This window comes from Pectobacterium nicotianae, assembly GCF_023272715.1.
Classification (GTDB): domain Bacteria; phylum Pseudomonadota; class Gammaproteobacteria; order Enterobacterales; family Enterobacteriaceae; genus Pectobacterium; species Pectobacterium brasiliense.
The window spans coordinates 1,402,654-1,424,285 of sequence record NZ_CP096821.1; the positions used below are offsets into that span (position 1 = coordinate 1,402,654).

Consider the following 21,632-nt stretch of genomic DNA (forward strand, 5'->3'; position numbering starts at 1 on the left):
ACAGCGAACGTTAAGCGCACGAAACTTCTCCTAAATTAGCATTTTACTGGTACTCATGTTCCGTCACGACAGTGACACATCCCTCTCCGGGGCTTTGCGCCGAATATTCCTCAGCTTGTCGAAAAACAGATACACCACCGGGGTGGTATACAGCGTGAGGATTTGGCTCATCACCAGCCCGCCGACAATCGTGATGCCGAGCGGCTGCCGTAGCTCCGCACCGTCGCCGCTGGTCAGCACCAGCGGTAGTGCGCCAAACAGCGCGGCTAACGTGGTCATCATTATCGGGCGGAAACGCAGCAGGCAGGCCTGAAAAATGGCGTCTTGCGCGCTCAACCCACCGCTGCGCTGTGCCACCAGCGCGAAATCCACCATCATGATCGCGTTTTTCTTCACGATCCCAATCAACAGCATGATGCCAATCAGCGCCACCAGACTAAACGGCGCACCGAACCACTCCAGCGCCAGCAGTGCGCCCACGCCCGCGGAAGGGAGGGTGGAGAGAATCGTCAGCGGATGCACGTAGCTCTCATACAGCACGCCGAGCACGATATACACGGTGATAATCGCCGCCAGAATCAGCAACAGTTGGGAAGACTGTGACTGCTGGAAAGCCTGCGCCGTACCGGAGAACTGGCCGCGTACCGCTGACGGCACGCCCAGCGACGTCATGGTTCTTTCTATTGCCGCCGTCGCGCTGGAGAGATCGGTGCCTTCCGGCAGGTTAAAAGAGATCGTCGAGGCGGCGGACAGCCCCTGATGATTCACCGACAGCGGGGCGTTGATCGGCTTCCAACTGGCGAAGTAAGAGAGCGGAATAGGCTTACCTTCGTTATTGATCACGAACATTTTATCCAGTGAACTGACGTCCTGCGTGTAGGCGTCGTCCACTTCCATCACCACCTTATATTGGTTTAGCGGCTGGTAAATGGTCGAAATCTGACGCTGTCCGAAGGCGTTATTGAGCAACGCGTTAGCGGCAGAGACGCTGATGCCCAGTTGCGCCATCGCATCGCGATCGTAGGTGAGCGCCATTTCCGCCCCTTTATCCTGCTGATCGGAGTTCACGTCGGCCAACTCAGGCAGTTTACTGAAAGCCGCACGAATCTTGGGTTCCCAGATGCGCAGCTCGCTCAAATCGTCAGACAGCAGCGTGTACTGATACCCGGCGTTCGCTTCCCGCCCGCCGATGCGAATATCCTGCACTGGCATTAAAAACAGGTTGGCTCCAGGCTCTTTTGCCAGCTTGACGCGCAGGCGGCTGATCACCTGTTGTGCCGACACATCGCGCTCGGACAGCGGCTTAAGCGAGATGAACATCGACCCGCTGTTGGTGCGCGATCCGCCAGTAAACCCGTTCACGTTATCCACCGCCGGGTCGCTGCTGACAATGGTCATGAAGTTCTGGAGTTTCACCGTCATGGCCTGAAAAGAAATGCTCTGGTCGGCTTGAATGAAGCCCATCAGCCGGCCCGTATCCTGCTCCGGGAAGAAGGTTTTCGGAATGCTGATATACAGCCAGACGTTGAGCGCGATGGTGCCCAGCAGGAGCAGTAACACCCAACGTGCATGGTTGAGCACCCATTTCAGCGAGCGCCCGTAGCCTTGTTGCATCGCCAGCAGGACACGGTTAAAACCGCGCTTGCGCGGCTGGCTGCGTTTGGGCACGGCACGCAGCAGTCGTGCGCACAGCATCGGCGTGAGCGTGAGTGAGATCAGCAGCGAAATCATGATCGCCACCGACAGCGTGACGGCAAATTCACGGAATAGCCGCCCGGGCAAGCCGTCCATCAGCAGGAGTGGGATGAACACCGCCACCAGCGACAGACTCATGGATAAGACGGTGAACCCCACTTCACGCACGCCCTGAAGCGACGCCTGTAGCGGTTTCATGCCCGCTTCGATGTGGCGGGAAATATTCTCCAGCACCACGATGGCGTCATCCACCACGAAGCCGGTGGCGATGGTGAGCGCCATCAGCGACAGGTTATTCAGGCTGAAACCGCACAGGTACATCGCCGCAAAGGTGCCGATCAGCGACACAGGGACGGCTAATGCCGGAATAGCGGTTGCGCGACCGGAACGCAGAAACAGGAAGACGACCAAAATAACCAGCGCGACGGCGATAATCAGCGATTGCTCAACTTCTGCTAGCGACGCACGAATGGTGGGCGAACGATCCTGCGCGACATCCAGCTGTATTTCTGCGGGCAGGCTGGCACGCAGTTCCGGCATCTCGGCGCGGATATTGTCTACCGTGGTAATAATATTGGCATCCGGTGCGCGGCGAATCATCACCAGAATCGCAGGCTTCGAGTTTGCCATCCCCGCGTTACGGGCGTTCTGCACCGAATCCTCTACTGTGGCGACGTCGCTCAGGCGGACGGCAGCGCCGTTGTTATAGTGGATAATCAGCGGCGCATAGGCATCGGCGGTTTTGAGCTCATCGTTGGTTTGTATCTGCCAGCTTTTCTGGCTGTTTTCCACATTCCCCAGCGGCTGACGCACGTTTGCCTGCGCGATGGCCTGTCGTACCTCATCAAGCGAAATGCCCTGATTAAACAGCGCCACCGGATTCAGTGCGACGCGCACGGCGGGGAGGGAACTCCCGCCGATAGAGACATCGCCGACGCCTTCCATCTGCGAGATTTTCTGCGACAGCTGGGTAGACGCAAAGTCGTACAGCTGCCCCTGACTGTAGGTATCCGAGGTCAGCGTCAGAATCATGACGGGGGCGTCGGACGGATTGACTTTACGGTAGGTCGGACGGCTGGACATACCGGATGGCAGCAGATTCTGTGCGGCGTTAATGGCCGCCTGCACATCACGCGCTGCGCCGTTGATATCGCGATCGAGGTTAAACACCAGAATGACGCGCGTGCTGCCGAGCGAGCTGGTCGACGTCATTTCGTTAACGCCTGCGATCCTGCCGAGTGCGCGTTCCAACGGGGTGGCGACGGCAGACGCCATGGTTTCCGGCGAGGCACCGGGCAGCGAGGCGCTGACCGAGATCACCGGGAAATCCACCTGTGGCAGCGGTGACACCGGCAGCAGGCGGAAACCCAATACGCCACAGAGTGCGATGGCCAGCGTCAGCAGCAGGGTGGCGACGGGGCGGTGGATGAACAGGGCGAAGAACTTCACTCGGTTTCTTCCTCCTGACGCGGCGCACGGCGGAAACGTGTCGCCAGACGATCAAACAGCAGGTAGATCACCGGTGTAGTAAACAGCGTCAGGATTTGGCTCATGATCAGGCCGCCGACCATACAGATCCCCAGCGGCTGGCGCAGTTCCGCGCCGACGCCGGTACTCAGCATCAGCGGCAGCGCACTGAGCAGCGCCGCCATGGTAGTCATCAGAATCGGCCGGAAACGCAACAGACAGGCCTGATAAATCGCGTCATACGGTTTCATGCCCTGTTCTCGCTCTGCCGCCAGCGCGAAGTCGATCATCATGATGGCGTTTTTCTTCACGATCCCGATGAGCAATATGATCCCGATAATGGCGATCACATCCAGCTCATTCCCCGCCATCATTAGCGCCAGCAGCGCGCCGACGCCCGCCGTTGGCAGCGTAGACAAGATGGTGATCGGATGAATAAAGCTTTCGTACAACACGCCGAGCACAATGTACATCGCGACAATCGCCGCCACGATCAGCCAGACGGTGCTGCTCAGCGCCGACTGGAACGCCAGCGTACTGCCCTGAAAGCGAGTGGTGATATCCGCCGGCAGGTTCATCTGCTGCTCGGCCTGCGTGATGGCATCCACCGCTTCGCCCAGCGCATAGCCTTTAGCGACGTTGAAGGAGATCGTTGTCGATGGGAACTGGTCGATATGGTTGATCGCCAGCGGCCCCTGACGCTCTTCAACGGTGGCAATGCTGCTGAGTGGAATGGTCCCGCCGTCGCTGCTGATGAGGCGTACGTCGTTCAGCGCGTCCAGACCAGTGTTATTCGTCGTATCGTGCTCCAGCACCACGCGATACTGGCTGGCCTGCGTATAGATGGTGGAAACCAGTCGCTGACCAAAGGCGTTGTACAGTGCGCTGTCAACCTGCGACATCGTGATGCCCAGACGGCTGGCGCTGTCGCGGTTCACGTTAACGTAGGCGACCGCTGCACCGTCTTGCCAGTCGCTGCTGACATCTTCTAGCTGCGGCAGCTTTTTCAGCTCGGTCATCAGCTTCGGTACCCACTGGCTCAGCTCGTCCAGCGACATCGCCTGCAAGGTAAACTGGTACTGCGTGCGGCTAATCTGGGTGTCGATGGTGAGATCCTGCACCGGTTGGAGATACAGCTGGATGCCGGGAATTTGTGCCGTTTGCTGTTGCAGGCGGCTGATGATCTCTGGAATACGTTCGCTGCGCTCACTGAGCGGTTTCAGGTTGATTTGCAGTCGGCCGCTGTTTAGCGCGGCATTGGTGCCGTCAACGCCGATGAACGAGGACACGCTCTCCACCGCCGGATCTTTCATGATGATGGATGCAACGCGCTGCTGGCGGTCGGCCATATTGCTGAACGAGACCGTCTGCGGTGCCTGCACGGTGCCCTGAATGATGCCGTTATCCTGTATCGGGAAGAAACCTTTCGGGATCCAGATATAGAGCAAAACTGTCAGCAGCAGCGTACCGAGCGCGACGCTAAGCGTCAGCCACGGGTGATTCAGTACCTTGCGCAGCCAGACACCGTAGGCATCAATCAGGCGAGTGAAGAAACGTTCGCTGGCGCGGGTAAAACGGTTCTGTTTACGCAGCGACTGATGACTCAGCATTCGAGCGCACATCATCGGCGTTAGCGTGAGCGACACGACGGCGGAAATCAGGATAGACACCGCCAGCGTGACGGCAAATTCGCGGAACAGGCGTCCAACGATATCGCCCATAAACAGCAGCGGGATCAGCACGGCGATGAGCGAGAAGGTCAGGGAGATAATGGTGAAGCCGATTTCCCCCGCGCCTTTCAGCGCCGCGTTAAGCGGCTTTTCCCCTTTTTCGATATAGCGGGCGATGTTTTCAATCACCACGATGGCATCATCCACCACGAAACCAGTGGCGATGGTCAGCGCCATGAGCGTCAGGTTGTTGATGGAGAAGCCGAGAAAATACATCGCGGCAAAGGTGCCAATCAGCGACAGCGGCACGGCGATGCTGGGGATCAGCGTGGCAACGGCGTTACGCAAGAACAGGTAAATCACCATCACGACCAGCGCGATAGCTAACAGCAGCTCGAACTGGACGTCTTTCACCGAGGCGCGAATGCTGGTGGTGCGGTCGGTCAGCGTGGTGACCTCGACGGAGTTAGGCAGGCTGGCTTTCAACGCGGGCAGCATCTTACTAATGCTGTCCGTGGTTGTGATGACGTTGGCACCCGGCTGGCGCTGAACGTTGATAATGATCGCCTGCTGCCGATTCGCCCAGGCACCGAGATGAATGTTCTCGGCGGCCTGCTCAATCGTTGCGACATCCTGAAGCCGCACCGGCGCGCCATTCTTCCATGCAACAATCAGCTTGCGGTAATCATCAACGGTTTTCATCTGATCGTTGGCGGAGAGCGTGACCGAGCGCGTTGGGCCGTCCAGACTCCCCTTGGCGGAATTCACGTTGGCAGCGGTAATCGCAGTGCGGATCGTCTCGCTGGTCAAGCCGTACGCTGCCAGCGCTGGCGCGTTCAGCCTTACCCGTACCGCCGGACGTTGCCCACCGGCTAACGACACCAGCCCGACGCCTGCCACCTGCGAGATTTTCTGCGCGATGCGGTTGTCTACCATGTCCTGCACTTGTGTCATCGACATGGCGCTGGAGGTGACGGCCAGCGTCATAATCGGCGGATCCGCCGGATTCACTTTGCTGTAGGTTGGCGGGTAGGGCAGATCGTTAGGCAGCAGGTTGCTGGCCGCATTGATGGCGGCCTGCACGTCCTGTTCGGCGACGTCCAGCGATAGCTCAAGCTGGAATTGCAGCGTGATGACGGATGCGCCGCCTGCGCTCTGCGTCGACATCTGTTTCAGCCCGGACATCTGGCCGAACTGTCGCTCCAGCGGCGCGGTAATCGCCGAGGTCACCACATCGGGGCTGGCACCAGGATAGAGGGTAATAACCTGTATCGTTGGGTAATCGACTTCGGGCAGGGCGGAAACTGGCAGCGCGCGATAGCCGATAATACCGGCCAGCAAAATAGCGATCATCAGCAGCGTCGTGGCAACCGGACGCAGAATAAACAGGCGTGACGGCCCACCGCCGCTGGCTGGAACGGTATCCTGCATCAGGATTTCTCCCCTGCGATGGCGGGCGTTTTCTCCGTCAGCGCTGAGGGCACGACTTCCACTTTCGCGCCTTCGGTCAGGCGGTCAATACCGTCAGTTACGACCTTCACATCGGCGTCCAGTCCCGCAGTTACCACAACCAGCTGGCCGTACTGAATGCTGGTGGTAACCTGACGCTTACTCACTTCATTTTTATCATTCAGAATCCAGACGAAGCGGCCTTCATTGCCCATTTGTACGGCGGCGGACGGCGCGACGACGGCGTTTTTCAGCGTGTCGACCTTCATGCGGATATTCACGAACTGGTTCGGGAACAGGGCATCATCCAGATTGTCAAAACGCGCCTTGAGCTTGATTGTGCCCGTGGTGGCGTCGATCTGGTTGTCCATGCTCAGCAGGATGCCCTGTGAGAGTTTCGTTTGGTTGGCGCGATCCCAGGCTTCCACCACGGGCGGCTGACCGGACTTCTGCGCACTCAGAATCGTGGAGATTTCCGCTTCTGGCACGGTAAAGACAACATCGATAGGGTAGGTCTGTGTAATCACGACAATACCATTGGTGTCGCCGCTGGTGATGTAATTCCCCACATCGACCTGCTTTAAACCGATTCGACCGCCGATCGGGGCGGTAATTTTGCTGTAATCCAACTGGAGCTGTGCGCTGGCTACGGCACCTTCATCGGCTTTTAGCGTCCCTTCCGCCTGACGTACAGCGGCGGTCTGCGAATCTAACTCCTGACGGGAGATCAGGTTGGTTTTCACCAACTGCTGATAGCGCGCTAAATCTTGTCGGGCATTAGCCAGTGCGGCCTGATCTTTTGCCAACTGTCCCTGTGCCTGCGTCAGCTCAACCTGAAAAGGACGAGGGTCGATTTCTGCCAGCAGGTCACCAGCCTTAACCTGTTGCCCTTCCTGAAAGTGCAACGCCATCAACTGACCGTTCACCCGACTGCGTAGCGTCACGGTATTGGCCGCCGTCACGGTGCCTAAACCGGACAGATAATAGGGCACGGAAGCGGACTGCGTCAGCGCTGCCTGCACGGGGGCCAGCGTGCGCATAGCGGCACGGCGTCCACCGCCACTGTTGCTGCTTGCCGAATGTGACGTACGGGCGGCGTGCTGCTCACCTGCACCAGAAGTGGCAGGCGACGTCTGGGTAAAATGGCGCCAGATCAGCACGGCAATAGCGATAACGGCGGCAAGTACCAGCAGGCCTCGGATACGTTTGGCATTCATAGTGATGGATTACTCTCTCCAGGTTGCGCGGGAAGCACGGCGTAGCCGCATACTTCACGCTGCATGTGCGTTGGCTGTCATACCCAGCACGTTAGTAGACCAATGGCCTTATTTTACTAGTTTAAACAAGGGATGCCGGACAAAAATGAAGGAATTATGGAAGATATGTCAGGGTTTGTAGGAAAAAAATCCGGCAGCACAAGGCCGCCGGATAGCAATGAAAATTTTATAACGCGATGAAGGATTACAGCACCAGACCCGCGATAGCAGCGGAAAGGATGCTCACCAGCGTAGAACCGTAAACCAGCTTCAGGCCGAAACGGGAAACCACGTTGCCCTGTTGTTCGTTCAGGCCTTTAATCGCGCCGGCAATAATACCGATAGACGAGAAGTTGGCGAAGGACACCAGGAACACAGACAGGATGCCCACGCTACGTGGAGACAGTTCGCCAGCCACTTTTTGCAGTTCCAGCATCGCCACAAATTCGTTAGAAACCAGTTTGGTTGCCATGATGCTACCAACCTGCAGGGCTTCGTGAGACGGAATACCCATGATCCAGGCGAACGGATAGAACGCGTAGCCGAGGACTTCCTGGAAGCTGATGCCAAAAATGGCGCTGAAAACGGCGTTGACCGCGGCAATCAGTGCAATGAAGCCGATCAGCATCGCTGCAACGATAACGGCCACTTTGAAGCCTGCCAGAATGTATTCACCCAGCATTTCAAAGAAGCTCTGATTTTCATGCAGCGCACCCAACTGCAATTCCGGCTCTTCACCGACTTTGTAAGGGTTAATCAGCGACAGCACGATGAAGGTGCTGAACATGTTCAGAATCAGCGCGGCAACCACGAATTTGGCATCCAGCATCGACATGTACGCACCGACGATAGACATCGAAACGGTCGACATAGCGGTCGCGGACATGGTGTACATGCGTTTTTCGGACATCTTACCCAGAATGTCTTTGTAGGCAATGAAGTTTTCGGACTGGCCGAGAATCAGGGAACTGACTGCGTTAAAGGATTCCAGTTTACCCATGCCGTTCACTTTGGACAGGACCGTACCAATCGCGCGGATGATGATCGGCAGCACTTTAATGTGTTGCAGGATACCGATCAGCGCGGAAATGAAGACGATAGGGCAGAGCACTTTAAAGAAGAAGGAAATCAGGTTTTTCTCGCTGTTAACCATGTCACCGAATACGAAGTCCGTCCCTTGACCTGCAAATCCGAGTAGTTTGTCGAACAGCGCGGCGACCCCTTTGACTGCGCCTAATCCAATGTCCGAGTACAAGAAGAAATACGCGAGCAGAATTTCGATGACGAGTAACTGAATAATAAAACGAATACGAATACTTTTACGATCGCGGCAGACGAGTAGCGCCAGCGCCGCAACAACAACCAGCGCCAGAATAAATTGCGCGATATGGGACAGGGACATGTGTGCTCCAAATATGAGGCAGGCCTAATTTTCCACGTCATTTTATGTAACGCGTGCATTAAAAATGAGAGGAAGGACGCAAAAAAACAATTATACCTTGGGATTTTATCTAAACTAAATGCTACGTCTCGTTATTTGCGTCTTTCTGTTCATTCATTATTCTTATTCCACACATACCCGTCATACTTCAAGTTGCATGGGCGTTGGCAGCGTTCAGTCACCCGAATCACTTACCTGAGTAAGCTCATCGGGATTCCTTCTCTTGCCGCCTTCCTGAAACTTGAATTATTTAGGGTATAGAAAACGAACTGCCGTGTTTTGCGTTGCAGGTTGGCGAGGTTTTTTATGATGTTTTCTGCATGATTCAAAAGGAGAGTGATGATGTCAGTATCAAATACCACACGTGAGCTTGGACGTTCAGGAATCGTGGTGCCGCCGTTCTCGTTCGGCGGTAATGTCTTTGGCTGGACGGTCGATCAGTCGACATCGTTCAGCCTGCTGGATGCGCTGCTGGCGCACGGGTTGAATTTCATTGATACCGCTGATGTTTATTCGCGTTGGGCACCCGGTAATCAGGGCGGTGAATCTGAAACCATCATCGGCAATTGGCTGAAAAAAAACGGTCAGCGCGACAAGGTAATTCTCGCGACCAAAGTGGGGATGGATTTGGGCGATGGCAAGAAAGGGCTGTCTCCTCGCTATATTCGTCAGGCGGTCGAGGCTTCATTACAGCGTTTGCAAACTGACTATATCGATCTTTATCAGGCTCATGCAGACGATAAAGACACGCCGCTGGAAGAAACGCTGGCTACGTTTGATGCGCTGATTAAAGAGGGGAAAGTCCGCGCGATTGGGGCGTCTAACTACAGCGCAGCGCGTCTGGCTGAGGCGCTGAAAGTCAGTAAAGCTAACCATCTGGCGCGGTATGAAACGCTGCAACCGGAATACAATTTGTATGATCGACAGGGCTATGAAGCTGCGCTGGAACCGCTGGTGCGTGAGCAGGGGATTGGGGTCATTAGCTACTATTCGCTGGCTAGCGGGTTTCTGTCGGGCAAGTATCGCCAGCCAAAAGACGCGTCGAAAAGTGCCCGCGGACAGGGCGTGGTGGAGAAATACCTGAATGAGCGCGGCCGCACCATTTTGGAAGCATTGGATAGCGTGGCGAATGCGCATCAGACGACGCCGTCGCAGGTTGCGCTGGCCTGGTTGATCGCCCGTCCGAGTATCACCGCCCCGATCGCCAGTGCAACATCGCTGGAGCAGGTTGCTGAACTCGCAGGCGCGACGCGGCTGGTACTGCCGGCCGAAGATATTGAGTTGCTGGATCGTGCGAGTCGTTATTAGGACGCGGCTAGCTTCGGCACACTTTTATATTTATGCGGACGTGAAGATGGTTTCGTGCGCCATAATGCCGCCATTTTCATGCTACGTCGTAGCACGCGCCCGACATAGGGGGCTACGCCAGCCCCCTATGAACCCCGGCTTTTTGGCGGGAATTATGCCGCTAAAGCGGTGCCTTCGTCGGTATCAGGCTTAGAGGACCGCTTGCGACACGCTCCCGACGTGGCGCAAGCTCTCGCCGCGTCCATGCGGCTCATCCTAAGCCTGCTATCTCCTCAGCATAATTTTTTACGCCGGGTAACGGCAAAACGCATTGGGAGTCGTAAAACTGTTAGCGTACTTCTTTGTCTGCGCCATCATCCTCAAACCAGGCGGCTAGTTCGCGGCGCAGGTTATCCGACTGGGTGCCGAAGATGGCCTGTACCTGATGGCCGACAATAATCACGCCGATAGCCCCCAGTTTTTGCAGGCTGTCGCTGTTAACCAACCGCAGGCTGTGAACCTCGACCCGCAGGCGGGTGATGCAGGCATCCAGACTGACGATATTTTCTTTGCCACCAAAGGCGGTTACCAACTGCTGCAAGTTTTCTTTGTCTAGCGGTGAAGCGATTTCAATCTCGGTAATTTGCTTACCCAACATTGATGCGAACAATTTCCGAAAATTGTGAATCTTGCCCATCGTAGTCACCTCTTCGTTTGTTTATCAGCGTGCGTATGATAATGCCGTTCACGTAACATTACTGTTAGGCGACACACGGTGATGATGTTTCGTAGGAACCTCTGCACCGTGTTCGCCCGGTATCGTAAGGCTTAATCAATAAGCCTGAGCCTTACTGCAATGCGCGACGTAGGATCCGGCAGCCGTAGCCTGACAGGTCGAGCGCCCCTGAAAGCGTGCTGCCCGTAGTCATTTCTTCGTAAACGGCAGGCAGCGTGATCTGCTGCGGCGTTGCCGTGTAATTCTGTACGAAGATAAACTCACTTTCCCCGTCATCACGGCGATGAGCCACAATGCCGTAAGGCAGTTCGGTCGGCAGCGCACGCGGTAGATCCAGCGTCTGTATCAGCGTGGTGAAGAAATCACGCTGGAAGGCGAGATCGTTGCGCGACGCGATGTAATAGGCTTGACCCTTGCCGTAATCATTGACCGTAACGGCCGGACGTCCAGCGTAGAAATCGCTGTCATAGGTTGCCAGCGCCCGCGCGCCTTCGAGATGAATCAGCTCGCACAGGTGGGTGACCTGATACGGGCCGACCAGACGTTGCTCGTTACCGTCCAGACCGCTGATGCTGTTGCTTTCATGATCGTACAGCCCGTCGATTTCTTCCGCCCAGATTCCCATGATCGGACGCAGCGGACCGGGGAAGCCGTTTTGGTGGCAGAGATCGGTTTCGTTGACGACGCCAGACCAGTAGGTGGTGACGAAGCGGCCGCCCTGTTTGACGAAGGCATCGACGCGTTCGGCAAAGCCATTACGCACCATGTAGAGCATCGGGGCGATGACGAGCTGATAGCCGCTGAGGTCGACATCGGCGTTGATGATATCTACCGCCACGCCCTGTTCCCAGAACGTACGGTAATGCTCAGTGACGGTTTTTTCGTAGAACAGCCCCGCATTACGTGGCCCTTGAGCGTTGTCCATCGCCCAACGGCTTTCCCAGTCGAAAATGATGGCGACGTTGGCGTCAACCCGACTGCCTGCCACCGGTGCGAGTTTGTTGAGTATGTCGCCCAATTCCTGCACTTCACGCCCGACGCGGGTGTCGATATGTCCGACATGATCGACGACGGCACCGTGGAATTTCTCAACGGAGCCGCGGCTCTTACGCCACTGGAAATACTGCACTGAGTCTGACCCGTGTGCGACAGCCTGAAGTGAAGACAGGATATGCATTCCCGGCTTTTTCAGTTTGCTGATCGGCTGCCAGTTGGTCAGGCTCGGCGTTGACTCCATCAGGTAGAAAGGCTTCCCACCTTTTAGCGTGCGCATCAGGTCATGATACATCGCGGTGTAGGCACCCAGCGTGCAGTCATCTTCCGCGTTATGCCACAGCGGGTAGCTGTCCCAGGAGATGAAGTCGATGACCTTCGCTAACTGCCAGTAGTCATAATCATAGAAGTATTCCATGAAGTTCGTCGTGGTTGGCAGAGACGGGTTTTCAGCTTTGAGAGGCGCAATTTCGGCGGCACAGAAATCGCTAACCTGTGAGGTGTTAAAGCGTTTCCAGTCCAGATTCAGGCCGTGAATCGACATTTCACCGATGGGTGACGGGGGCTCTAACTGCGACCAGTCGGTGTAGGTGTGGCTCCAGAAAGTGCTCCACCACGCTTTATTCAGCGCGTCTATCGTGCCGTAGCGGGCTTTCAGCCAGTTCTGGAAGGTGCTGCGGCAGGTATCGCAATGGCACTCTCCACCGTATTCGTTGGAAATATGCCAGCCGATCACCGCAGGATGGTGCGAGTAGCGTTTTGCCAACTGGGTATTCATTTGTTTTACTTTTTCGCGATAATTCGGCGAGCTCAGGCAGTGGTTATGGCGACCGCCGTGCAGCGCCCGCACGCGGTTGCTGCCCACGCGCAACACGTCTGGGTATTTCTGCGATAACCAGGCCGGGCGTGCGCCGCTCGGTGTTGCCAGAAAAACGAAGATACCGTTGGCATACAGCGTGTCGAGGATGCCGTCCAGCCAGCCAAATTCGTAGCGACCTTCTTCCGGTTCAAGCCCGGACCAGCTAAAAATGCCCACGGACATGACGTTGCACTGGGTCTGCTTCATCATCTCAATGTCTTTTTCCAGCACCTCTGGATCGTCCAGCCATTGGTCAGGGTTATAGTCTGCGCCGTGCAGCAGAACAGGCACCTTGCTGCTTAATGGGGGGAATTTGAACATCGTTCTCTCCTAAACGGGTTGTCAACGCGTTGAATACGGTTTGCGGCTTACTTAAACGCTTTGATGGAAGGCAGTACGTTGCCTTTGCAATCGAACAGCGCCTGATTTTCCCGCGCGTTGCCTTCCTTCCATTCGTCGTTGTTGTATTTCATGCCCGCTTTCGTAGCCCAGGTTGCGCCGGGAGTGGGCAGCCAGATTGGCTCCCAATAGAAGACGCCTTTGCCACGCTGATTGGGGACGTTGATGACGCTTTGCATCAAATCGTGCAGGTAATTGGCCTGACCCTGAACGGAAGCCGGGTAGCCGCCCGCATCCAGCTCTTTCTGCTGGAAGCTGTTTTCCGCGTTATCGCAGTTTTCGAGCGTGTAGGCATAGGCGGCTTCAACCACAATGATGTCTTTATTGTAGCGTTTGGTGACGTCGTTCATATTGTACTGCAACGCGCTGATAGGGCCGTTCCAGTAGGTGTAGAACGAGGCACCAATCACATCAAACGGGACATTGCGTTTGACGATTTCATCGAACCACCAGATAAAGGTGTCGTTTTTGGTGCCTTCTGCCAGATGTAGCATGATCTTGACGTTACTCGCGCCCTGTACGTCCTTCACGCCCTGAATACCGGCTTTCAGCAGCGCCGCGAGGCGATCGAATTCGCCGCCGCCCTGACCCCAGCTTTTTCCTTCCGGCCACAGCATTCCGCCGTTCAGTTCGTTACCGATCTGCACCATATCCGGCATGACGCCCGCTTTCTGGAATTCGCTAATCGTGGCCTTGGTGTAGTCATGTACGGCAGTCGTGAGCTGCGCTACGTTGAGGCCAGACCAGGCTTTGGGCTTGTTTTGGTGGGCCGGGTCGGTCCAGAAATCGCTGTAGTGGAAATCCAGCAGCACTTTCATGCCGTTCGCTTTGGCGCGTTTAGCCAGCGCCAGCGTGGTCGCCAGATCGTTGTTACCGCCGCCGTAACCATTGCCCGCCGCATCTTTCGGATCGTTCCAGATGCGCAGACGAATATAGTTAATGCCGTTTTCTTTCAGGATCAGCATGGCGTCTTTCTGCTTGCCGTTCTCGTCATAAAATTTTCCGCCGTGCTTTTCCACCTCGTTCAGCATGGAAATGTCCGCGCCTTTAATGAAGTCGGCAGGGACGTTCGTCAATTTTTTGATCGTCACATTTTCTGCGGCATACAGGGTTTGCGGCAGGGAGACGGTCAGCAGGCCAGTTGCGAGCATGGCGGCCATCAGTACGCGTTTTTTCATTTTCATTTTACGTTCCTGGAATTTGTACAGATGTGGAGTAATTACCCTTTGGTTCCGCCTGAGGTCAGGCCGGAGACAAAGTACTTTTGCAATGAAAGATAAAGAATGGCGACCGGCACCGCGATCAGCACGGCACCCGCGGCGTAAGTGGTGTAGCTGGCGCCCATCTTCTGCGAGACCAGGTTGTACAGCCCGATGGGCAGCGTGTACTGATCCGGCGTGCGCAGGATGGTGCTGGAGAGAATGAAATCACCCAGCGGACCGGTAAACGAGAACAGGGCGATTACCGCGATGATCGGCTTGGACAGCGGCATAATGATCTCGATAAAGATGCGGAAGTTACCCGCGCCGTCCATACGCGCGGACTCATCCAAATCTTTTGGAATAGCGTCCAGATAGCCTTTCATCAGATAGGTATTCATCGGGATCATGCCGCCGACGTAAACCAGCACCAGAGCGATATGGCTGTTCACCAGTCCCAGCATTTGCGCCAGTACGAAAATGGCGATCAGGGCAGAGAACTGCGGAATCATCTGCAACAGCAGAAACAGCATCAGCCCGTTCTGGCGGCCGCGAAAGCGGAAGCGAGAGAAGGAATACGCGGTGAAACTGACGCTGATGAGCGTCAGAATCATGGTCAGGAAGCTGATTTTCATCGAATTCCAGTACCACGCAGCGTAGTCAATCTGGCCGTTAAACAGCTCCTCATAGTGAATGAAGGAGAAGTTATCCGGGATGATCGAGGTGTTGAGCAGGCTGTTGCCGGGGTTCAGCGACGCGCCTACCGTCCAGATCAGCGGATAAATAATGATGATCGCCACGATCGTCAGCAACAGGTAGGTCAGGCCGAGTTTGATAAAATTCTGGCGTTTAACGCTGTGTTTTTTCATCTGCGCGTTTTCCTATGCCATGTTGTCTTGTTTGAAGGAATTGGTGGCGCGGAACTGCCACAGCGCGACGCCCACGACAAAAATCGACAGCAGAATGGTGATGCTGGCTGCGATCGCATATTGGGAAGAAGACATGGTCAGCTTATAAATCCAGGACACCAGAATATCCGTCCCGCCCGCGTTGGAGCCGATCACCGCTGGTCCACCGTTGTTGAACAGATAGATGATGTTGAAATTATTAAAGTTGAACGTGTACTGCGTGATGATGATGGGTGCAATGGAGTAGAGCACCAGCGGCAGCGTGATGGTGGTGAGCTTGTACCAGCTGCTGGCTCCGTCAATCGTCGCGGCTTCGTACAAATCGTCAGGAATCGCCTGCAATACTCCCGTCGTCATGGCGAACACAAACGGGAAGCCTAACCAGGTTTGCATCAGAATCAGCGCGGTCTTGGTCCAGAACGGATCGGTCATCCACGCTTTAGGCTCAATCCCCAATGCAGCCAGAATGCCGTTATTAATCACGCCAAACGTTTCGTTAAACATCCCTGCGAAAACCAGAATAGTGACGAAACCCGGCACCGCCCACGGCAGAATCAGGATGGTGCGGATCAGCGGCTTAAAGCGCAGGCCTTTCTGGTTCACCAAAATCGCCAGCAGGATGCCTACGGCGCACTGAAGTGTGGTCGCAATCAGCGTCCAAATCACCGTCCATTGCAGCACGTCAAAGAACGTCGAACGCCAGAGATCGAGCCGGAAGATGTTGATAAAATTCGTCATCCCTACCCAGTCGACCAGCTTGGCGGGCGGCGTGTGATAGAGGTTGTAATTGGTAAAGGCGATGGAAAAGCCGAAAATAATCGGGAAAACCACGACAAAGACCAGCAGGATGAAGCCGGGCGTGATCATCAGATAAGGGAAGCCTTCGCTCAGCAGCATCTGATATTGCTTCTTCACGCTGTTCAACGGCAGACCTTTATCGCGTCTGGCTCCGCACACGTAAGCATCGCGCAGGCTGAGATAGTAAACGCCGACGCCAAAAGCGGCGACGATCACGCTGATAATGCCTTTTGCCAGCAGAAAAATAGAGTGATCGCGCGGCAGCTCGGTGCCCAGCGTGATGAGCCCCCAGGCACCGTTTCGCAGGAAATCATGGAATATGCCGATGAAGCAGGCCATGACGATAAAGAAAAGCGCGCCTTTGACGAACTGGCGATTATAAATCTGTCCGAGTCCGGGGACGAGCGCCAGCAATACAGCCGTTCTGGCGTGGCGACATCCTCTTTCTTGTGGCGTAAGGCCGCTGGCGTTGACGGTCACATCTACCTCCATTTTCTTAAAAACATGAGGCTCCCTCGCATCCCGAAATCGATTGGGGATGACAAGGGATCCCATGTTGACCCACGGTGGTGCGGGGGATTACTGGTTACTGTGGTTAGCTTCGATCTGCATTTTGATAATCTTCACGGCAGATTCCAGCGCCGCTTTGGTGTCCTGCTTACCGGTCACGCTCAGCTGTAGCGCGCTGTTTGCTGGCGTCCAGACTTCCTGCATTTCCGGTACGCTCGGCATAGGAACGGCATAGCCAGACTGGATTGCGACAGCACGGGATTTTTCATCGTCCTTAATCAGCGGATCGTCAACCAGCGCAGCAATCGGTGGGATTTCACCGGTTAACTGGAAGCGGACTTTTGCGTACTCAGGCTGATTGATGAACTCAATGAATTTCTGCGCCAGTTCTTTGTTTTTGGAGTAGGTGGAGATGCTGTAGCCTTTCACGCCCAGCAGCGAACGTGGATGCTCGCCGTTTGGCAGCAGCGGTAGTGGCGCGACGCCATAGTTTACGCCCGCGTTTTTGTACGGCTGGAATGCCCACGGGCCAGTAATGACGGCCGCGGCTTTTTTCTCGGTAAACAGGGAGTCGATGGCGTTAGCACCGGTTTCACCGACGATACCCGGCGGGAACAGGCCATCGGCGTAGAATTTCTTGATGTAGTTGACGGCATCGATGGTGGCTTGTTTATCCAGACCGATGTCTTTTACGTTCGGTGAACCGTTGCTGTTCTGCCCGAAAATGTAGCCACCCATTCCAGCGATGACGCCATAGGCGTAATAAATCTCGTCAAATTTCGCCAGCAGGCCGTAACGGCCTTCCGCACGTTGCTGCTTGGAAAAGGTGAACAGGTCGTCGAATTTTTCTGGCGGCTGTGGCATCAGATCTTTGTTGTACACCAGCACGGTGGTTTCAACGGCTTTCGGCACGCCGTACAGCTTACCGTTATAGGTCTGGGCTTCCAGTGCTGGCTTGGTGAAACTCGACAGGAATGTCTGATCCAGCTTCAGTTCGCTAATCAATCCCTGAACCACGGCAGTCCCGACCTGATCGTGTGGCATCACGATCACATCTGGGCCGATTCCTGCCGGGCCATCCAGACGGAGTTTCTCAATCTGCTGTGCGTAGGGCGTTTCTAGCACTTTGATTTTGACATTATTCTGTTTTTCAAAGGCTTTGATCGCGTCGGCGATGCCGTCGGATTTCTTGATATCTTCCCATACCAGAAGTTCTTTGTCGGCTGCCAGCGCTGATTTGCTGAGTACACCGGTGATACCCAGTGAAATCATAATGACGGTGGTCAGTGTTTTCATTTTCATCATTAGTCCTCAAAGCCCTGGTGGGCCCATCATGGTAGGAAATCGTCGCGTACTTTCCGCTTTCGCCGTTTTTGCTGTCTCTGTGCGATGTTGTGTAACGTTACATCACACGGCAGTACACCGCAGGGAATGAGGCATCTAACAGTACACGTTGTTTGGCGATCGTCGCTGTGTGGCGCTTGAGGCTTTATTACGCGTTCTCCACAAACTAGGATAACGGTTACACCAATGGCGATTACATTAAGCAGAGTGCGCCACGTCTGCCAGCGAAACATGTAAAGGCTGTGATCTTATGCACAAAAGTAACCCCCTGTTTGTGCAAACGGTTACACCATGCTGTTATATTGCAATTATGACCAGCGTGCAGGTAAACCTGGCTGGATGCTAATGCGTCTGGAAGGGCTACCGAGCCATTTTGAGTAGACGACCACCGGGCCGTTGTGACTCAGCGCTTATATCCTGAAAAGCAAAATTATCAAGAGGTTACCGTTATGGCGTCGATCCAGTTGGATAGAGTGAGTAAGCATTTTGGCAAAACGATTACGCTTCACGATGTGAATCTGACGATTGCCGATGGAGAGTTCGCCGTTTTTGTTGGGCCGTCTGGCTGTGGTAAGTCGACGTTGCTGAGAATGATTGCCGGGCTGGAAGATGTCACAGGCGGTGAAATCATGATTGATGAGGCAGTGGTGAATGATGTTGCCCCTGCTCACCGTGGCGTGGCGATGGTGTTCCAGTCTTATGCGCTGTATCCACACATGACCGTCGCTGAGAATATGGGCTACGGCCTGCGCGTGAATGGTGTCCCGAAAGACCAGATTAAGCACCAGATCGAGATGGTGGCGAAGACGCTGCAACTGTCTCACCTGCTGGAGCGCAAACCGAAAGAGCTATCCGGTGGTCAGCGCCAGCGTGTGGCGATAGGGCGCGCCATCGTGCGTAACCCGAAAGTGTTCCTGTTTGACGAACCGCTGTCGAACCTGGATGCGGAACTGCGCGTGGATATGCGGTTGCACATCGCCAAACTGCATCAGGAATTGAAAACGACGATGATCTACGTGACGCACGATCAGGTCGAAGCCATGACGCTGGCCGATAAAATCGTGGTCATGAATTACGGTAAAGTCGAGCAGGTGGGATCGCCGATGGAGCTTTATTATCATCCGGTTAACCAGTTTGTCGCGGGCTTTATCGGTTCGCCAAAAATGAATTTCCTGCCTGCGCAGGTTATCGATTGGACGCCGGATAGCCTGACGGTGAATATCGCCGATCAGCTACAGCTTGAGCTGCCGATCCGCACCGGTGAACTGAGCGTTGGCAGTACGGTCACGCTGGGGCTGCGGCCGGAACACGTGTCGCCGGAAGGTGAGGGAATTCGCCTGTCATTCGGCTGCGAGGTTGTCGAGCGCTTAGGCAACAGCACCTACCTGTTCGGCCAATGCTGTGGCATTGATAACTTCAAGCTTCTGCTGGCAGGCGACAGCGCCTTCAAGCCGTATGAACACATTGAGGTTTTCTTCTCACCCAATAACTGTCTGGTGTTTAACGCCGATGGCCTGCGAATTAGCGCGTAGCTGAGTGGCTGCATCGCTGAATATCAATAGTCCAAATCCCTTCTAAACATAAACAGCGCCCTTATCGGGCGCTAATTCTGACATTTATAAATCCTCTATTACGAAATATGTCGCTGCTCTGTGTGTTCCATGCGTAAAAAATTGCGCTGAGGTGGGCGTGGCCGCCGGGTGAGCGGCATGGACGCCGCGAAAGGCAGTGCCGCGTCTGACAAAAACGTCAGAGACGTTTTTGAACAGCACTTGTGCTGGCCCGAAGGGCGAGTCCCATTAATGGGGCGAGTAAACGCGTCGCAGACGGTCCGAATAGCGGTCACGCACGCCGAAGGTATCGCGTAGCGACGCAATTAGCGCCGAGAAGCCAGTGGTCAAGGCGCTGCGGCGATTGAGCGCGCCTTGTCGGGCGTGTGATGACAGCACAGATTTGCTCGGTAGTTAACACGCACGAAACTTTCATACTATCAAACATAAAGCAGTGAGAATGTTATAGCGGATATATCCGCAATAGAAAAAGGCCTTCGGTAGAAGGCCTTTTGGGAAATACCCGACGGGAATGATGGGCCCGTCGAGCTGAGGGTTAGTGCGGTATTACCACCAGGCTTCTGCCTGAATACCGAAGTTCACGGCATTGCTGCGAGCGTCGTTGAAGGTGTTGCGGTTTTCATTTCCACGGTTTTGGTAAGACACGAAGAAGCGCAGTTCCGGGCGTGTCATCATGGGAATATCAGCGCTGAAGGCGTGTGCCAGCGTATATTTCTCACCACTGTACTTGGTTTCTGTACCCGCTTTCCAGCTATCCTTTTTCTGATACGCACCCACTTCCAGATAGGTTTTTTGGTTCTTGGTCCAGGCGTATTGGCCGCGACCTACCGCAGACAATAATTCTGTGCTGTCGCGCCAGCGGCTGATTTCATCCGCTTTACCGTACGTCAGAACATGGCTAAGAGAAATATTATCCGTGATCGGTAGATCACCGGCCTGAATGACGCGGTAGCCTTTAGCACTGTCGTTAATGCTCCAGACGTCATACCAGCCGCCACCCTGATCGACCATGTTGTGTGCCAGCCCTTTGTCTGCATATTGCAGCACCAGTTTCTGGTTGGATTTGAGGCCAGAGAAGTAGTGGCTGAGCTCACCCGTGATCATCATCGAGTTTTTAGGATCGAATTTTTGCCCTTCCGCGAGGAAGATATTTTTCTGTGTGTCCGCTTCATTTGGCATCGCGTAGGAGATACCGAACTCCGTCCACGCACCGTCCCACGGCTTCCAGCCCGCATAGCGTGCGTCCAGATAGTTGATATTCAGATCGTCGTAGGTATCTGTTCTGGTTTGACATTCCTGACTGTTAATGCTGTTGCCACAGTCGACGTTCATGTTTTCAGCATCGGCACGGATCCAGGCAAACGAGAATGCACCTTCACCGGCTTTGACGTTTTCGATCCCGGCACCCGCACCGGAGATATTCCAGTATTTGGTATCGATGATGTGCAAGTCATGACGCTGATAGTAGCGTTTCCCCGCCCATACTGTGGCATCCGGCAGGCCAGGCACAAAGCCTTTTGCCTGAAGGTTCAACTGGCGCAAACCAAACTCGGCATCGTCATTTTTTGTCGTTTCATTATCGTTCGAGCCGTTAGAGAACATGGAAATCATGCTATCAAAGTAAAACGTTTTCCCATTTTCGTTATACAGCTGCTGCCCTAATTGGATTTCACCGTAGGTGTCATCTTCGTTACCTAATCTTCCTACATAGTTTTTATCGGCTGCCTGTTGTTTCCCGTGGTTTGAAGCCCCCACGCCAGAACGGAAGTACCCTGAAAAATCAACAGAATAAGAAGGGCTTGCCAGCATTGCCAAACTCAGCGCAATGGATGTTGTCAGCAGTTTTCTTTTCATAATATACCTTTCGCTTATTCGGGTAAGAATGTGGATGTTCCAAATAACATGACGTGAACGGAGGTAAAACGCTTCCACTCATGGCGAAGGATTATGGGGGAATAAAATGGTGCGTGACATGATTGTTCTCACAAAATACAAAATAGTTACACCGATATTTACACTGATGTAACGATATTACAGAGGGTATTTTGAT

14 protein-coding genes are annotated in these 21,632 nt (G+C 54.6%); 2 read left to right on the forward strand and 12 right to left on the reverse strand.

What is annotated here, in order from left to right; all coding sequences use genetic code 11:
- Nucleotides 1–63 precede the first annotated feature (63 nt).
- From mdtC to MYB54_RS06280, 4 genes are all read right to left on the reverse strand, one after another.
- Nucleotides 64–3,144: a multidrug efflux RND transporter permease subunit MdtC gene (mdtC, locus tag MYB54_RS06265; protein ID WP_248721682.1), complete on the reverse strand. Its 3,081-nt coding sequence runs from the start codon at nucleotides 3,142–3,144 to the stop codon at nucleotides 64–66.
- The gene (locus tag MYB54_RS06270) at nucleotides 3,141–6,263 is read right to left on the reverse strand and encodes an MdtB/MuxB family multidrug efflux RND transporter permease subunit (RefSeq protein WP_248721683.1); all 3,123 of its coding nucleotides are present in this window, start codon (nucleotides 6,261–6,263) and stop codon (nucleotides 3,141–3,143) included. Before MYB54_RS06270 ends, mdtC begins: the two co-directional genes overlap by 4 nt.
- Nucleotides 6,263–7,498 (reverse strand): MdtA/MuxA family multidrug efflux RND transporter periplasmic adaptor subunit, encoded by a 1,236-nt coding sequence (locus tag MYB54_RS06275; RefSeq protein ID WP_248721684.1) that lies wholly within the window; start codon nucleotides 7,496–7,498, stop codon nucleotides 6,263–6,265. Before MYB54_RS06275 ends, MYB54_RS06270 begins: the two co-directional genes overlap by 1 nt.
- A gap of 244 nt (nucleotides 7,499–7,742) precedes the next feature.
- Entirely contained in the window at nucleotides 7,743–8,933 is a 1,191-nt protein-coding gene (locus MYB54_RS06280; RefSeq protein WP_104212513.1) for a NupC/NupG family nucleoside CNT transporter, read from the reverse strand.
- A 387-nt stretch (nucleotides 8,934–9,320) separates the two neighbouring features.
- Here MYB54_RS06280 and MYB54_RS06285 point away from each other — a divergent pair, with 387 nt between their 5' ends.
- Complete coding sequence (locus MYB54_RS06285; RefSeq protein ID WP_205556137.1) at nucleotides 9,321–10,286, forward strand: aldo/keto reductase; 966 nt, start codon at nucleotides 9,321–9,323, stop codon at nucleotides 10,284–10,286.
- A gap of 328 nt (nucleotides 10,287–10,614) precedes the next feature.
- Here MYB54_RS06285 and MYB54_RS06290 read toward each other — a convergent pair whose 3' ends face one another.
- The 6 genes from MYB54_RS06290 to MYB54_RS06315 form a co-directional block, all read right to left on the reverse strand.
- Entirely contained in the window at nucleotides 10,615–10,962 is a 348-nt protein-coding gene (locus MYB54_RS06290) for a glucose PTS transporter subunit EIIB (RefSeq protein ID WP_014916161.1), read from the reverse strand.
- A gap of 151 nt (nucleotides 10,963–11,113) precedes the next feature.
- Nucleotides 11,114–13,174 carry a beta-galactosidase gene (locus MYB54_RS06295; protein WP_248721685.1) on the reverse strand — a complete coding sequence of 687 codons (2,061 nt, stop codon included), beginning with the start codon at nucleotides 13,172–13,174 and terminating at the stop codon, nucleotides 11,114–11,116.
- Nucleotides 13,175–13,221: 47 nt separating this feature from the next.
- Complete coding sequence (locus MYB54_RS06300) at nucleotides 13,222–14,436, reverse strand: glycoside hydrolase family 53 protein (RefSeq protein ID WP_371928275.1); 1,215 nt, start codon at nucleotides 14,434–14,436, stop codon at nucleotides 13,222–13,224.
- Between the two features lie 35 nt (nucleotides 14,437–14,471).
- Nucleotides 14,472–15,320, reverse strand: a complete 849-nt coding sequence (locus MYB54_RS06305; RefSeq protein ID WP_014916158.1) for a sugar ABC transporter permease — start codon at nucleotides 15,318–15,320, stop codon at nucleotides 14,472–14,474.
- Nucleotides 15,321–15,332: 12 nt separating this feature from the next.
- Nucleotides 15,333–16,649, reverse strand: a complete 1,317-nt coding sequence (locus MYB54_RS06310; RefSeq protein ID WP_010300993.1) for a sugar ABC transporter permease — start codon at nucleotides 16,647–16,649, stop codon at nucleotides 15,333–15,335.
- Nucleotides 16,650–16,736: 87 nt separating this feature from the next.
- Nucleotides 16,737–17,969, reverse strand: coding sequence for an extracellular solute-binding protein (locus MYB54_RS06315; RefSeq protein ID WP_039284604.1), 1,233 nt, complete (start codon nucleotides 17,967–17,969; stop codon nucleotides 16,737–16,739).
- A 491-nt stretch (nucleotides 17,970–18,460) separates the two neighbouring features.
- Here MYB54_RS06315 and MYB54_RS06320 point away from each other — a divergent pair, with 491 nt between their 5' ends.
- Nucleotides 18,461–19,543 (forward strand): ABC transporter ATP-binding protein, encoded by a 1,083-nt coding sequence (locus MYB54_RS06320; RefSeq protein WP_039284607.1) that lies wholly within the window; start codon nucleotides 18,461–18,463, stop codon nucleotides 19,541–19,543.
- Nucleotides 19,544–19,810: 267 nt separating this feature from the next.
- Here the strand turns inward: MYB54_RS06320 and MYB54_RS06325 are convergent, their stop codons facing one another.
- A complete protein-coding gene (locus MYB54_RS06325) occupies nucleotides 19,811–19,960 on the reverse strand; it encodes a hypothetical protein (RefSeq protein ID WP_161797834.1) in 150 nt (49 codons plus the stop codon).
- A 168-nt stretch (nucleotides 19,961–20,128) separates the two neighbouring features.
- Entirely contained in the window at nucleotides 20,129–21,436 is a 1,308-nt protein-coding gene (locus MYB54_RS06330) for a maltoporin (protein ID WP_010285616.1), read from the reverse strand.
- Nucleotides 21,437–21,632 lie beyond the last annotated feature (196 nt).

Excerpts from the sequence above, each read along its gene's own strand:
- MYB54_RS06290 (WP_014916161.1), bottom strand. The coding sequence starts at position 10,962 with ATGGGCAAGATTCACAATTTTCGGAAATTGTTCGCATCAATGTTGGGT.
- MYB54_RS06315 (WP_039284604.1), bottom strand. The coding sequence starts at position 17,969 with ATGAAAATGAAAACACTGACCACCGTCATTATGATTTCACTGGGTATC.
- MYB54_RS06330 (WP_010285616.1), bottom strand. The coding sequence starts at position 21,436 with ATGAAAAGAAAACTGCTGACAACATCCATTGCGCTGAGTTTGGCAATG.
- MYB54_RS06310 (WP_010300993.1), bottom strand. The coding sequence starts at position 16,649 with ATGGAGGTAGATGTGACCGTCAACGCCAGCGGCCTTACGCCACAAGAA.
- MYB54_RS06295 (WP_248721685.1), bottom strand. The coding sequence starts at position 13,174 with ATGTTCAAATTCCCCCCATTAAGCAGCAAGGTGCCTGTTCTGCTGCAC.
- MYB54_RS06285 (WP_205556137.1), top strand. The coding sequence starts at position 9,321 with ATGTCAGTATCAAATACCACACGTGAGCTTGGACGTTCAGGAATCGTG.
- MYB54_RS06275 (WP_248721684.1), bottom strand. The coding sequence starts at position 7,498 with ATGAATGCCAAACGTATCCGAGGCCTGCTGGTACTTGCCGCCGTTATC.
- MYB54_RS06320 (WP_039284607.1), top strand. The coding sequence starts at position 18,461 with ATGGCGTCGATCCAGTTGGATAGAGTGAGTAAGCATTTTGGCAAAACG.
- MYB54_RS06305 (WP_014916158.1), bottom strand. The coding sequence starts at position 15,320 with ATGAAAAAACACAGCGTTAAACGCCAGAATTTTATCAAACTCGGCCTG.
- MYB54_RS06300 (WP_371928275.1), bottom strand. The coding sequence starts at position 14,436 with ATGAAAATGAAAAAACGCGTACTGATGGCCGCCATGCTCGCAACTGGC.
- MYB54_RS06270 (WP_248721683.1), bottom strand. The coding sequence starts at position 6,263 with ATGCAGGATACCGTTCCAGCCAGCGGCGGTGGGCCGTCACGCCTGTTT.